Source organism: Novosphingobium sp. AP12 (genome assembly GCF_000281975.1).
In the GTDB taxonomy this organism is placed as follows: domain Bacteria; phylum Pseudomonadota; class Alphaproteobacteria; order Sphingomonadales; family Sphingomonadaceae; genus Novosphingobium.
This window is the reverse complement of the sequence record NZ_AKKE01000079.1, coordinates 46,001-59,900: the sequence shown is the minus strand read 5'-3', so window position 1 is coordinate 59,900 and position 13,900 is coordinate 46,001. Positions and strand designations below refer to the sequence as shown.

Sequence of the window (13,900 nt, the reverse complement as noted above, 5' to 3'; positions counted from 1 at the left end):
AACCAACTGAGCTACACCCGCGTTCTTGCGGTTGCGTCCGCTTGGGAGCGCCGCCACTAGGCCAGCCATCCGGGGCTGTCAACCGCCTTCCCGGAGCCTTGTGGATTTTTTGCGCCGACCTTCTTGGAGAGGCCGACGAGGCTGCAAAGGGGCCCTCCAGCCCCTGCCGCGCATCAGCAGCTCTCGTACTTCCAGTGGCGCTTCTTGCCCTCTGCCAGCCACTCCACCGACTGCGCCATGCGCTTGTCCCGCGTGGTCTGTGTCTTCGCCTCGGTGATCCACTCGAGGTAGTCGCGGCGGTGGGAGGGTGCGAAGGCATCGAAGGTCCCGCGCGCAGTCGGCGCGGCATCGAGCAGTGCCGCGAAATCGTCCGGCATCGGTATCTCGGGCTTGGGCTTGCGGGCGCCGCCGGTCTTCTGCGCCGTGCCCTTCGTCTCGACCCGGTCGCGCGCGGCGCGCAGCTTATCGGCGAGTTCCGGGTCGCCGGGGAGGTCCGTTATCGCGGTGATGCGGCCGAACTGGCCCATCGCGTCGCCCTGTCGCCCGTCGCCGTGGATCACGAAGGTGCAGTGCGCCTTGAACGCGGCCATCCCCGCGACGTTCTTGCCGTTCACGAGGAAGTGCGGCATCCCCCACTTGATCGCCTCCTCGGCGCCGGGGAGCGCGTTGTGGGCGAGGTCTCGCAGGTGCTCGAGGATCGGGCGGGCGAAATCCGCCGCGTTAGCGATATACTCGTCGATGCGCGCATCTCGGCTCATGGCTTGGTCCCCGCGATTCAGTCGCGGGCATCATGCAACATCGCGGTCAGTTCCGCATCGGGCGGCATCTTGTCGAACGCGGCGATCTTGACGTAGCGGCTCGTCGCCGGATCGCCGTGGATGCCGAGCGAGCAGTGCGCCTTGAAGCCGGCGAGCCCGGCAATGTTGCAGCCATCGACGGTGTAGTGCGGGACTTTCCACTTTATCGTCTCGCATCCTTCCGGGAGCGCCCGGTGGACAGCCTCGCGCAGATGTTCGAGCAGGGCACGGACCGGGGGCGCCATGGCGGCGATGTAATCATCCACGCGCGGGTCCCGGTCCACGTTCTACCTCCTTAGCCCGCGAGGATGAGCGCCGGCGCCTCGATCAGCTTCTTGAGGTCCTGCGCGAAGCTCGCGGCATCCCAGCCATCGACCACGCGGTGGTCGCAGCTCATCGAGATGTTCATGATTTTGCGCTTCTCGATGCGCTCGGCGCCAGTGGCGTCCTTCACGAACATCGGCCGCTCGACGATGCGGTTGGGGCCGATGATGGCGACTTCGGGGCGGTTGATGACCGGCGTCGTCGCAACGCCGCCCATCGGCCCGAGCGAGGTTACGGTGATCGTCGAGCCCGACAGTTCGGACGACTTCGCCGCCCCGTCGCGCGCAGCCTGCGCAAGGCGCGTGATCTCGGCGGCGAGCTGCCAGAGGTTGCGGCCCTGGGCGTCGCGGATCACCGGCACCATGAGCCCGGCGGGGGTCTGCGCCGCGATGCCCAAGTGCACCGAGCCATAACGCGTCACCACGCCGGCCTCATCGTCGTAGTGGGCGTTGAGCATAGGATACTTGGGCAGCAGCTTGCAGATCGCGGTGATGAGGAACGGCAGCATCGTCAGCTTGGGCCGGTCTCCCCTGCCCTCGTTGAGCTGCGCGCGGGTTTCCTCGAGCGCCGTGACGTCGAATTCCTCGACATAGGCGAAGTGCGGGATGTTGCGCTTGGAGGCCGCCATGTTCTCGGCGATGCGGCGCCTGAGGCCGATGACGCGCACCTGCTCGTCCGCGCGCTTGCCGCCCGCAGGCTGGAAACCGCCCCCGGCGTTGTAGGCGAGGAACGCGTCGAGGTCGGCATGGCGCAGGCGGCCGTCCTCGGCGGAACGCACTTCGACAAGGTCGATGCCGAGGTCCTTGGCCCGCTTGCGGACCGCCGGGCTGGCGAGGACCTTGGCGGAAGCAGAAGGCGCTTCGCGGACTTCGACAGGCTCGGGCCTGATCTGAGGCTCAGGCTCGCGTGCCGGTGCCGGGCGGGTCGCAGCCTCGACCCGTTCCACGTCGCCGGCATCAGGCGTCTCGACCTCGATCCGCTCCTCGACCACCGCTGCCTTGGGAGCGGGCGCGGCGGTTTCATTGCCCGCGCCCTCGACCTCGATCACCACCAGAGCGGAGCCGATGGCGATCACGTCGCCCGCCTCGCCCGCCACTTCGACGACGACGCCCGAAACCGGGCTTTCCATCTCGACCGTCGCCTTGTCGGTCATCATGTCGGCCAGACGGCCGTCTTCTTCCACCGTGTCGCCGACCTTGACGTGCCAGGCGACGATCTCGGCCTCGGCGATGCCTTCACCGATGTCGGGGAGCGTAAATGTGTAGCGACCCATCGGATCAATCCTTCATCAGACGATCGACCGCCTCGCCGATGCGGACGGGACCGGGGAAATAGGCCCACTCGAGGCTGTGCGGATAAGGCGTGTCGAAGCCGGTCACGCGCTCCACCGGCGCTTCGAGGTGGTAGAAGCAACGCTCCTGCACCAGCGCGGAGAGTTCGGCGCCGAAGCCGGAGGTGCGGGTCGCCTCGTGTATCACCAGACATTTGCCCGTCTTCTCCACGGACTTTTCCACAGTCTCTATGTCGAGCGGCACGAGCGTGCGCAGGTCGATGATTTCGGCGTCGATGCCCTTTTCGGCCAGCACCGCCTCGGCGACGTGGATCATCGTGCCGTAGGACAGCACGGTCAGCGCCGCGCCTTCCCGCACGATCCGCGCCTTGCCGAGCGGGATCTTGTAGTAGCCCTCGGGCACGTCGCCGCCGGGTTGCCCCTTCCAGGTCCGCGAGGGCCTGTCGTAGTAGCCGTCGAACGGACCGTTGTAGATGCGCTTGGGCTCGAAGAAGATGACCGGGTCGTTGTCCTCGATCGAGGCGATCAGCAGGCCCTTGGCGTCGCGCGGCGTGCACGGAATAACCGTCTTCAGGCCGGCGACGTGGGTGAACAGCGCCTCCGGGCTCTGGCTGTGGGTCTGCCCGCCGAAGATGCCGCCGCCGAACGGCGAGCGCACCGTGATCGGCGCGGTGAACTCACCCGCCGAGCGGTAGCGCATGCGCGCCGCTTCGCTGATGAGCTGGTCGAGGCCGGGGTAGATGTAGTCGGCGAACTGGATCTCCGGCACCGGCCGCAGGCCATAGGCGGCCATGCCCACCGCCGCGCCGATGATGCCGCATTCGTTGATCGGCGAATCGAACACGCGGTTGCGCCCGAACTTCTTCTGGAGCCCCGCCGTGGCGCGGAAGACGCCGCCGAAATAGCCCACGTCCTCGCCCAGGATCACGATGTCCGGATCGCGCGCCATCATGATGTCGAGGGCGTCGTTGATCGCCTCGATCATGTTCATCTGCTTGGTCGGAGCTTCGCTCACGTCATCGGCGAGGCTCACCGAATTGTCCTCAGGCATCGCCCCGCTCCTTCCATTCCGGCCATTTGGTCTCGCGCTCGCGGATGGCCTGGTCGGCCTGCTCCTCGAGATGCCAGGGCAGTTCCTCGAAGACGTCCTCGAACATGGTGTGGAACGGGTGGTGCATGCCGTGGCCCAGCACGCCGTTCTTCTCGGCTTCCTTGGTGGCGACCTTGACCTGCTCCACCAGTTCGCGGTCCATCGCCTCCTGCTGTTCCTCGGACCATTCGCCAAGAGCGATCAGGTGCTTCTTGAGGCGCATGATCGGATCGCCGAGCGGCCATTCCTCGCGCTCCTGCGCGGAGCGGTACGCGGAAGGGTCGTCCGAGGTGGAGTGCCCCTCGGCGCGGTAGGTGAAGTGTTCGATCAGCGTCGGGCCCTGGTTGGCGCGGGCGCGGTTGGCGGCCCACTCCATCGCCGCGTAGACGGCGAGTGCGTCGTTGCCGTCCACCCGGAGGCCCGCGATACCGTATCCGGTCGCGCGGGCGGCGAATGTCGTGCGCTCGGCGCCCGCGAAACCGGAAAAGCTGGAGATCGCCCACTGGTTGTTGACGACGTGCAGAACGACGGGCGCGTTGTAGACGGCCGCGAAAGTCATCGCCGCGTGGAAGTCGCCCTCGGCGCTCGATCCTTCGCCGATGAAGGCGGTGGCGATGCGGGTGTCGCCTTTGATCGCGCTCGCCATCGCCCAGCCTACCGCCTGCGGAAACTGCGTGGCGAGGTTGCCGGAAATGGAGAAGAACCCGTAGTCCTTGGCCGAATACATGATCGGCAACTGGCGGCCCTTCAGGGGATCGGCCCGGTTCGAGTAGATCTGGTTGACCATGTCGACGAGCGGATAGCCGCGCGAGATCAGGATGCCCTGCTGGCGATAGCTCGGAAACACCATGTCGTCGTCGGCAAGCGCCTGCGCGCAGGCGGCCGCGATCGCCTCCTCGCCGGTGGACTTCATGTAGAAGCTGGTCTTGCCCTGACGCTGGCTGCGGTACAGCCGGTCGTCGAAGGCGCGGGTGAGCGCCATCGTGCGCAGCATGCGGCGCAGGCTTTCGGGATCGAGGCCGGGATTCCATGCGCCGACCGCATGGTCGTCCTCGTCCAGAACGCGAATCATGTCGAGGGTCAGCGGCCAGGTGTCGGCCGCGGCGCAGGCCTCGTCCGGGCGGGGCAGCTTGCCCGCCGGCGGCACCGGCAGATGCGAGTAATCGACGACGTCTCCGGGCCGGTATCTCGGCTCGGGCACATAGAGTTCCAGCGGCGGCAGATTGCCCCGCGGCTTGCCAGTTCTTGCCGACTCTTCGGCCATTTCACGCTCTCCCGCCAGTGTGCGGCCGCGAGAACCTTGAGTATCAAAATTCTACGGTAGGGTCATAATATTTCAACTCTCGGTAATGTCAAATCAGACTGCAACCGGCGCGGCGATATGCGCCTGAGGGGCATATCCGGTCACGTCGAAGTCCTCGATCCGATAATCGAACATCGATTCGGGACGCCGCAGGATCGTCATCCGGGCTTCTCCGGAAGGGTCGCGCGACAGCTGTTCTTCGACCAGCGCCGCATGGTTGAGGTAGAGGTGGACATCACCGCCTGTCCAAACGGCCTCACCCGGCTCGAGGTTGCATTGCTGCGCCAGCATCCGCGTCAGCAGCGCCAGTGACCACATGTTGAACGCGAAGCCAAGGCCGAGGTCGCAGCTGCGCTGGTACAGCAGGCATGACAGCCGTCCCCCCGATACATGGAACTGATAGGTCTTGTGGCAGGGCGGCAACGCCATCGAATCGAGCTCGGCGACGTTCCAGCCCTCGATGATGTGACGGCGGCTGCCGGGGTTGGCCTTGAGGCTCTCGACCACCTGCGCGACCTGGTTGATGCCGGGGCCGTTCCTGAACAGGCCTTCGCCCGCCGGCTCGTAGGTCGGCCAATCCACCCACTGCTTGCCGTAGACCGGACCAAGGTCCCCCCATTCGAGCGCGAAGGCCTCATCGGCGACGATCCTTGCGGAGAAGTCCTTGCGCTCGATCGCCTCGCCGGTCTCGCGGCGGTAGCGGTCGAGCGGCCAGTCGGTCCAGATTTCCACGCCCTGCGCACAGAGCTTGCGGATATTGGTGTCGCCCGTGAGGAACCACAGCATCTCGCGCGTTGCGGTCTTCCAGTAGACGCGCTTGGTGGTGAGCAGCGGCATCGCCCCGCCCGACAGGTCGAACCGGATCGTCTCTCCGAACAGGGCGCGGGTGCCGACGCCGGTACGGTCGACCCGCTCGTCGCCCTGCGTCCATATCCGGCGCATGAGATCGAGGTATTGGTGCTCCCAGTGCGGTGTCACGGCGGCGGGGGCGGGATCGGGGCGAAGAGTGGTGGTCGTCATGCGCAAAACCTACCTATGCGAGCCCGGCATGGGAAGCGGGCACCCCCATTTCCGCGCATTCTTCACCCCTCTCAATTAATTCCACAAAGCCCCCTTGCCACCCCCGGAGTCGCCCTATATAGGCGCGCTCCTGCCCCGGGCGGTCTTCGGATCGCCCTCCGGTCGGGGAATAGCTCAGCCTGGTAGAGCACTGTCTTCGGGAGGCAGGGGCCGGAGGTTCGAATCCTCTTTCCCCGACCATTTATTCGCAAAGGGCGCGTCTTTCGGGACGCGCCCTTTGTCGTTTCAGCGCTTACCATCGGTGGAATAACGCGAGCGGATTTCCGCCACCCGCGCCCGGGCATCGGCGACCGCTCGCTCCTCCAGCGCCATCAGCACATGGTTGATCGAGCCTTGCAGGTGCATCCGCACCGCCGCCCTGGCGCGCTCGGCGTCGTGGGCCCTCAGCGCCGCCAGTATCTCGACGTGCTGCTCCAGGCTGTAGCGGTAATTGTAGTTGCGCGCTTCCTCCAGCATCCGGCGGCATTCGGGCGAGCGCGAGCGCATGTCCCACAGGTCGCGCACCCCGCGCTCCACCGCGACGTTGCGCGTGGCCTTGGCCATGGTGAGGTGGAACAGCGTCAGTGCCGCCTGCCAGTCCTCAAACGTCCCGTCCTCGCGATTCATGTCGGCGACGGCCTGGTCCATCAGCGCGAGTTCCTCCTCGGCGATGTTCACCGCCGCCAGGGAGGCGGCTTCGCCCTCGAAGATCAGGCGGGCCTGCGCCAGTTCGATCGGCGTGACCTCTGAGGCGTCGATTGCGACGGGCTCGTCCTCGGGCGAGCGCAGGACGTAAGCGCCCGAGCCCAGCTTCACTTCGACGATGCCCATGACTTCCAACGCCAGCAGTGCCTCGCGCACGATCGGGCGGCTGACACCCATCTGGACCGCGAGTTCGCGTTCCGCCGGCATCCGCGCGCCGACCGGATAGCGCCCTGCCCGCACCTCATCCATCAGCTGCGCGGCGACCCTGCGATAGAGCCTCGGCGCATGCGATTCGTCCTGCCCGGCGCACTGGGCCGTCCCCTGTTCCCGGTTCATTGCCACTCTCCCTGCGGTCTGACCGATTTATGATCTTATGTGGCGCATTTGGTATCATCTGCACGGTTGCCCGCGCAAGTGCGCCGTCGTCATTGGTCAAACCGCATTACCGAGATCGGCGATGCGATCGGTATCAGCCCGAGCGGAGTAGCTGAACCCCCCAGTCCCGCTCGAACAGGTAGAGCAGCAGCCGCGCCGCCTCGCCCCTTGGGCCCGCCAGCCCGCCGTCTCGCTCGATCAGCAGGCGCGCGTCGTCGTGAGCCAGCGGGAGAAGCTTGCTGATCTGCTCCAAGCTGGCGATGCGGAACGGCGTGTCGCCCGACTGCCGGGTGCCGAGCAGTTCGCCGCCGCCGCGCAAGAGCAGGTCCTCCTCCGCAAGCCGGAAGCCGTCCTGAGTTTCGCGCATCAGTGCCAGCCTTTGCCGCGCGGTTTCGGAAAGCTGGCCGCCGCGCAGCAGCAGGCACGTCGATTTCTCCGCCCCGCGCCCGACACGCCCGCGCAGCTGGTGCAGCTGGGCGAGGCCGAATCGCTCGGCCTGCTCGATCACCATCAGCGTGGCGTTGGGCACGTCGACGCCGACCTCGATCACCGTGGTCGCGACCAGAAGGCTCGCCTCTCCGCGCGCGAACCGCTCCATCGCCGCGTCCTTTGCCTCCGGGCGAAGCTGGCCGTGGACGAGCGCCACGGTATCGCCGAAGCGCTCCTTAAGCGCCGCGTAGCGCGCCTCGGCGGCGGCGAGGTCGTCGTTCTCGTTCTCGTTGACCATCGGGCAAACCCAATAGGCCTGCTGCCCGGTCGCGATGTGCCGGGCGAGTGCACCGGCAACATCGTCCATCCGCTCGACTGCGACGACCCGGGTGTCGATCGCCTGGCGTCCCGGTGGCAGTTCGTCGAGCTTGGAGACTTCCATCTCGCCGTACTGCGCCAGCGTCAGCGTGCGCGGGATCGGCGTCGCGGTCATCGCCAGCGTATGCGGCACCCGGCGGCCCTTGCGCGTGAGCATGAGCCGCTGTCCGACGCCGAAGCGGTGCTGCTCGTCGATTACAACCAGCGCGAGATTGCGGTAGGCCACCGCATCCTGGAAGATCGCGTGGGTGCCGACCACGATCTGGATCGACCCGTCCAGAAGCCCCATCAGGATCGCCTCGCGCGCCTTGCCCTTGTCGCGCCCGGTCAGGAGCGCGATCTCGACGCCGGTGCCCTGCAACATCCGCGACAGCGTATCATAGTGCTGGCGGGCGAGGATTTCGGTTGGCGCCAGGAGCGCCGCCTGTGCCCCTGCCTCCACCGCGATCAGCATCGAGGACAGCGCCACCACCGTCTTGCCCGAGCCGACGTCGCCCTGCAGCAGCCGCAGCATCGGCGAGGCCTGCGCGAGATCACCCTCGACCTCGCCGATCGAGCGGACCTGCGCGCCGGTCAGGGCGAAGGGCAGCCGCAGCTTAGCCCGCAGCGATCCGTCGCCAATCAGCGGCGTGCCCCGCTGCGCGCGGTTGCTCTCGCGCACCAGCATCAGCGCCAGCGCGTTGGCGAGGAGTTCGTCGTAGGCCAGCCGGTCGCGCGCGGGCGCGTGGACCGCGCGGTGCACCTCGGTCAGCGCCTCTCGCCATACGGGCCAACCCATCTTGGCCATGAGGCCGGGCTCGATCCACTCGGGAAGCTCGGGCAGGCCCTTCAGCGCCTGTCCGACCAGCGAACCGACGCGGCCCTGCGTCAGTCCTTCGGAAAGCGGATAGACGGCCTCGCAAAGCTGGCCGATCGGCGCGGAGGAATCTTCCGATACGTGCTCGGGATGCACGATCTGGAGCATCTGGCCGTACTGGTCGATCCGCCCGGCCACCCAGCGCAGTTCGCCCACCGGCAGCTGCTTCTTGGCGGAATACGATGCCCGGCCGAAGTAGGTCAGCGTGCAGACATTGCCCACCGCGTCCTCCGCCAGCACACGGAACGGCCCGCGCCCGCTGGGGGAGCGGTGTTCGCGCGGCGTCAGCGCGATGATGACATTCTCGCCCACGCTCGCCTCGTCGAGGTTGGCGATGGCCCGGCGCTCCACGAACCGGTCGGGCAGGTGATAGGCCAGGTCCCGGATACGGGTAAGCCCTAGCTTTTCCAGCGGCTTGCGCAGCTTGGGGCCGACGCCTTCCAGCGCCTCGACTTCGACGAAAAGGGAATTGAGTGCTTCGGGCCGCATTACCTTCGCCTCTTAGCGCGAGTGCGCACCGTTTCGCCAGACACGGCGGCGCTTTGCCGGAACCGAGTTGCCCACAGCTCCGTTGGCGTTGGGCATGCAATGAAGGAGAAGCCCATGCTCTTGCCGCACGGAACCGTGTTCGCGATCGTCGACGGAGAGAACTTCGAGCTCTACCGCAACTCGGGCATGGAAGCCGAGCCCCGGCTGACTGCGGTGGACGTGCCCGACCTCGAGGCGACCAATTTCAGCGCCGGCTCGCGCCGCCTGGACGGGCCGACCCGCCACTCCGCGCGCACCGGGGATGGCAGCAACGATGCGCTCGACGAAAGCGCGCACGTCGCGGCGGTGGCGGGCTGGCTCAACCAGCAGGTCCTCTCCCGCGACATCGAGCAGCTCGTCGTGGTCGCCGATCCGCGCTCGCTGGGCGAGATGCGGCGCCATTATCACAAGCAGCTCAAGGACGTGCTCGTCGCCGAGGTCCCCAAGAACCTCACCGGCCGGCCTGCGCAGGAGATCATCCGCGTCCTGCATAGCTGAGCGCGACCTGTTGCCCATGACCGCGCCGCGCTGTAACGGCGCGGTCATGACCGAACTCTCGCCTCGCCTCGCCCGCCTCAAGTTCCGCGCCTGGCACCGCGGCACCCGCGAGGCCGACTACATGATCGGCTGCTTCTTCGACCGCTTCCATGCCGAATGGTCCGAGGACGACATCGTCCTGTTCGAGCGCATGATCGACGAGGAAGACGTAGACATCATGGGCTGGGCGCTCGGCACCCTGAGCATCCCCGAAGAATACCGCGGCCCCCTGATCGAGCGCATGATGAAGCTGGATTACGTGGTGATTCCGAGGGACTGACCGGCGGCGGATCTGTCCGTCCTGCGAGGCGACAGGTTTACACGGTTTACACGGTCCAGAGGCGAAACTCCGCGTCTTGGCCCAAAAACTGTCGCCTTGTGCGGCAAAAGTGTCGCCTTGCGTCTGCAAATGCCTGTTTGCAGAGTTGCACCTGTCGCCTTGTGCGCTGAAAGCGTCGCCTTGTGCGCTGAAAGTGTCGCCTTGCACCGCGCACCTGGCGCCTTCCAGGTTGGACTTGCCCCGCCACGCGAGGCGATATCCGGTGTTTCCACGATCCCCATCACCGCTCTCCTTCCGCACCCTTGCCGCATTCCTTTCCGGAGTACCGCGCAGCCCGCGCTGTAGGAAAACGGATTCGCCGCCGCTGCGGCCACCAAGGCGATTGAATTTGCGGCAACTACCGCATATCTCGCCCTCATCCCCGACATGCCTGATTTTTCCCGCATCCTTTCCGCCACGACGCCGCTGACGCTGGCTTCGGTGACCCGTGGCAGCCAGCCGCTGGTCATGGCCGACCTCGCCCGTGCCGTCGCCGCAAAAGGCCGCACCGTCTTCGTGGCCGACAACGAGGCGGCGATGCGCAGCGTGGCCGACGCCGCGCAGTTCTTCGCGCCAGAGCTCGACGTGGTGGAGTTTCCCGCGTGGGACTGCCTGCCCTACGACCGCGCCAGCCCGGCCCTGTCGGTCAGCGCCCGGCGCCTCGCCGCGCTGCACCGGCTGCAGCTCAAGCGCACCGGCCCGCAGCTGCTCGTCACCACGACCAACGCCCTGCTCCAGCGCGTGCTCACGCCGTTCCGCATCCGCGAATCGGTGCGGCTGCTCAAGCCCGGCATGGAAGTGGGCCACGAAAGCCTGATCGCGCTGCTGCGCCGCCAGGGCTACCAGCGCACCGACACCGCGATCGACGCGGGCGAGTTCGCGGTGCGCGGCTCGATCTTCGACATCGTGCCGTCTGGCCTGAATACCCCGGACGGCCCCGGTGGCCTGCGCCTCGACTTCTTCGGCGACGAGCTGGAAACGCTGCGCCTGTTCGACACCGGCACCCAGCGCTCGACCGGCACGGTGCCCGACCACCTGCTGCTGCCCGCCAGCGAAGCCCTGCTGGACGACGACACTGTCAAGCGCTTCCGCACCCGCTACCGCGAGATGTTCGGCGCCAACGCCACCGCCGACCCCCTCTACCAGGCGGTCAGCGACGGCCGCCGCCTCGCCGGGATGGAGCACTGGCTGCCGCTGTTCGAGGACCGGCTGGTCACCCTGTTCGACCACCTCGGCGACGACGACCTGATCGTCATCGACAGCCCTGCGCTGGGCGCCGTGGACGAGCGCTTCACCGACATCGCGGACTATCACAAGGCGCGGCTAGAAACCTCGGGCCAGAAGGCGGGTTCCTACCGCCCGCTGGCGATCGACTCGCTCTATCTCACCCGGGACGAGTTCGACTTCGCCGTCACCGCCCACCCGGTCCACCGCGCCGATCCCTTCGCCCAGCCGGAAAGCGCCAAGGTCCTCGACTTCGGCTTCCGCAACGCCCGCGACTTCGCCGCCGAGCGCGCCCGCGGCGACAATGCCTACGAGGCCGCCGCCAAGCACCTCAAGGCCATCGCCAAGTCCGGCCGCAAGGCGATCCTCGCGACCTACTCCACCGGCAGCCGCGCGCGCCTCGCCTCGATCCTGGGCGAAGTGGAAAGCCCCGAGCCGCGCCTTGCCGACACCTGGCAGGAAGCGCTCGGCCTCGCGGTGCAGGGACGCTCCGCCGCGCTGGTGCTGCCGCTGGAAACCGGCTTCTCCAACGATTCCGTCGAGGTCATCACCGAGCAGGACATCCTCGGCGACCGCCTCGTGCGCCGCAAGAAGCGCAAGAAGGACAGCGACGCCTTCCTTGCCGAACTGGCGGCGCTGACCCCGGGCGACCTGATCGTCCACATGGACCACGGCATCGGCCGCTACGAGGGCCTGCAGTCGATCCCGGTGGGCCAGAGCCCGCACGACTGCGTGATGCTGACCTACTCGGGCGGCGACAAGCTCTACATCCCGGTCGAGAACCTCGACGTCCTCTCGCGCTACGGCAGCGAGAGCGAGGGCGCGGTGCTCGACAAGCTGGGCGGCGAGGCGTGGCAGAAGCGCCGCGCGAAGCTCAAGGACCGCATCCAGGAAATCGCCGGCGAGCTGATGAAGACCGCCGCCGAGCGCGCCCTGCGCGAAGCCCCGGCGCTGGTGGCCGACGAAAGCTCGTTCAACCAGTTCATCGACCGTTTCCCCTGGGCCGAGACCGAGGACCAGGAAGCCGCGATCGCGGACACGCTGGAGGATCTCGCCTCGGGCCGCCCGATGGACCGCCTCGTCTGCGGCGACGTCGGTTTCGGCAAGACCGAGGTGGCCCTGCGCGCCGCCTTCGTCGCTGCCATGGCCGGGCAGCAGGTCGCCGTCGTCGCGCCGACCACCCTGCTCGCGCGCCAGCACTATTCCGGGTTCGCCGAGCGCTTCGCCGGCTTCCCGCTCAACGTCGGCCGCCTTTCGCGCCTCGTCCCAGAGAAGGAGGCCAAGGCCACCCGCGACGGGCTGGCCGAGGGCACCATGGACGTCGTCTGCGGCACCCACGCGATCCTCTCGAAGTCGGTGAACTTCAAGAACCTGGGTCTCGTCATCGTCGACGAGGAGCAGCGCTTCGGCGTCACTCACAAGGAAAAGCTCAAGCAGCTTCGGGCCGACGTCCACGTCCTGACGCTCACCGCCACGCCGATCCCGCGCACGCTGCAGATGGCGATGTCGGGCCTGCGCGAACTCTCGACCATCCAGACCCCGCCGGTCGACCGCCTCGCGGTGCGGACCTACGTGATGGAATGGGACGACATGGTGATGCGCGAGGCCCTGCTGCGCGAGCACCATCGCGGCGGCCAGAGCTTCATCGTCGTCCCCCGCATCGCCGACATGCCCGAGGTCGAGGAGTGGCTGCAGAAGCACGTCCCCGAGGTCAAGAGCATCGCCGCGCACGGCCAGATGAGCCCGAGCGAGGTCGAGGAGCGCATGGGCGCCTTCTATGAGGGCAAGTACGAGGTCCTGCTCTCGACCACGATCGTCGAATCGGGTCTCGACATTCCGCGTGCCAACACGATCATCATCCACCGCGCCGACCGCTTCGGCCTCGCCCAGCTCTACCAGCTGCGCGGCCGCGTCGGGCGCTCCAAGTTGCGCGCCTACGCCTACCTGACGTCGCCCGCCGGGCAGGCGCTGTCGGAAGTCGCCGAAAAGCGCCTCAAGGTGCTCGGCGACCTCGACTCGCTAGGCGCCGGCTTCCAGCTCGCCAGCCACGACCTCGACATTCGCGGCGCCGGTAACCTGCTGGGCGACGAGCAATCCGGGCACATCCGCGAAGTCGGCTTCGAACTTTACCAGTCGATGCTGGAGGACGCGATCCTCGCCGCGCGCGCGGGCGGCGTCGGACTGGAGAAGGACACCTCGGGCCTGTCCCCGCAGATCACGGTCGAAGCCCCGATCATGATCCCGGAGGAATACGTCCCGGACCTCGCCGTGCGCATGGCGCTGTACCGCCGCCTCAACGATGCCGAGAGCCGGCAGGAAATCGAATCGCTCTCCGCCGAGATGATCGACCGCTTCGGGCCCCTGCCGCAGCCGACCGCGAACCTCGTTCAGCTCATCCAGATCAAGCGGCAGGCCATCGAGGCGCACATCGCCAAGATCGACGTCGGCCCGCGCGGTACGCTCGTCAGCTTCCACAACGACAGTTTCCCCAACCCCGCCGGGCTCATCGCCTACGCCGAGCGCCTGCAGGGCACCGTGAAGCTGCGACCGGACAACAAGCTGGTGCTCCAGCGCGCGTGGGGCGATCCCAAGAGCAGGCTCAACGGTCTGCTGCAGCTGACCAAGGGTTTGAGCGCGGTGGCTCGCAAGGGGTGAGGAAGACGGGGGTGCCGGGGAGCTATTCTC

At 67.3% G+C, this 13,900-nt stretch carries 11 protein-coding genes and 1 tRNA gene; 4 read left to right on the top strand and 8 right to left on the bottom strand.

All coding sequences use genetic code 11. The features are described from left to right. Window positions 1-173: 173 nt before the first annotated feature. The 6 genes from PMI02_RS13655 to thyA form a co-directional block, all read right to left on the bottom strand. Complete coding sequence (locus PMI02_RS13655) at window positions 174-758, bottom strand: YdeI family protein (RefSeq protein WP_007683578.1); 585 nt, start codon at window positions 756-758, stop codon at window positions 174-176. Window positions 759-775: 17 nt separating this feature from the next. Next, on the bottom strand, window positions 776-1,081 hold the full coding sequence (locus PMI02_RS13650; RefSeq protein ID WP_007683576.1) for an iron chaperone: 306 nt from the start codon (window positions 1,079-1,081) through the stop codon (window positions 776-778). Between the two features lie 11 nt (window positions 1,082-1,092). Further along, a complete protein-coding gene (locus tag PMI02_RS13645) occupies window positions 1,093-2,394 on the bottom strand; it encodes a dihydrolipoamide acetyltransferase family protein (protein ID WP_007683574.1) in 1,302 nt (433 codons plus the stop codon). 4 nt (window positions 2,395-2,398) lie between these two features. Next, complete coding sequence (locus PMI02_RS13640; protein WP_007683572.1) at window positions 2,399-3,463, bottom strand: alpha-ketoacid dehydrogenase subunit beta; 1,065 nt, start codon at window positions 3,461-3,463, stop codon at window positions 2,399-2,401. Further along, window positions 3,456-4,766, bottom strand: a complete 1,311-nt coding sequence (locus PMI02_RS13635; RefSeq protein ID WP_007683570.1) for a 3-methyl-2-oxobutanoate dehydrogenase (2-methylpropanoyl-transferring) subunit alpha — start codon at window positions 4,764-4,766, stop codon at window positions 3,456-3,458. The genes PMI02_RS13640 and PMI02_RS13635 overlap by 8 nt, the downstream gene beginning before the upstream one ends. Window positions 4,767-4,859: 93 nt before the next feature. Next, complete coding sequence (gene thyA / locus PMI02_RS13630; RefSeq protein WP_007683568.1) at window positions 4,860-5,825, bottom strand: thymidylate synthase; 966 nt, start codon at window positions 5,823-5,825, stop codon at window positions 4,860-4,862. A 163-nt stretch (window positions 5,826-5,988) separates the two neighbouring features. Between thyA and PMI02_RS13625 the strand changes: the two genes are divergently transcribed. Next, window positions 5,989-6,065: transfer RNA gene (locus tag PMI02_RS13625), tRNA-Pro, on the top strand. A gap of 45 nt (window positions 6,066-6,110) precedes the next feature. Here PMI02_RS13625 and PMI02_RS13620 read toward each other — a convergent pair. Both PMI02_RS13620 and recG read right to left on the bottom strand, forming a co-directional pair. Further along, window positions 6,111-6,905, bottom strand: a complete 795-nt coding sequence (locus PMI02_RS13620) for a FadR/GntR family transcriptional regulator (protein ID WP_007683566.1) — start codon at window positions 6,903-6,905, stop codon at window positions 6,111-6,113. A 133-nt stretch (window positions 6,906-7,038) separates the two neighbouring features. Next, window positions 7,039-9,096: an ATP-dependent DNA helicase RecG gene (recG, locus tag PMI02_RS13615; protein WP_007683564.1), complete on the bottom strand. Its 2,058-nt coding sequence runs from the start codon at window positions 9,094-9,096 to the stop codon at window positions 7,039-7,041. A gap of 114 nt (window positions 9,097-9,210) precedes the next feature. On the opposite strand from recG, the gene PMI02_RS13610 reads away from it, so the two are divergent. The 3 genes from PMI02_RS13610 (at window position 9,211) to mfd (ending at window position 13,870) form a co-directional block, all read left to right on the top strand. After that, entirely contained in the window at window positions 9,211-9,633 is a 423-nt protein-coding gene (locus PMI02_RS13610) for a host attachment protein (RefSeq protein ID WP_007683563.1), read from the top strand. Between the two features lie 46 nt (window positions 9,634-9,679). After that, a complete protein-coding gene (locus tag PMI02_RS13605) occupies window positions 9,680-9,952 on the top strand; it encodes a succinate dehydrogenase assembly factor 2 (RefSeq protein ID WP_036503805.1) in 273 nt (90 codons plus the stop codon). Window positions 9,953-10,378: 426 nt separating this feature from the next. Further along, a complete protein-coding gene (mfd, locus tag PMI02_RS13600) occupies window positions 10,379-13,870 on the top strand; it encodes a transcription-repair coupling factor (RefSeq protein WP_007683560.1) in 3,492 nt (1,163 codons plus the stop codon). Window positions 13,871-13,900: the final 30 nt, after the last annotated feature.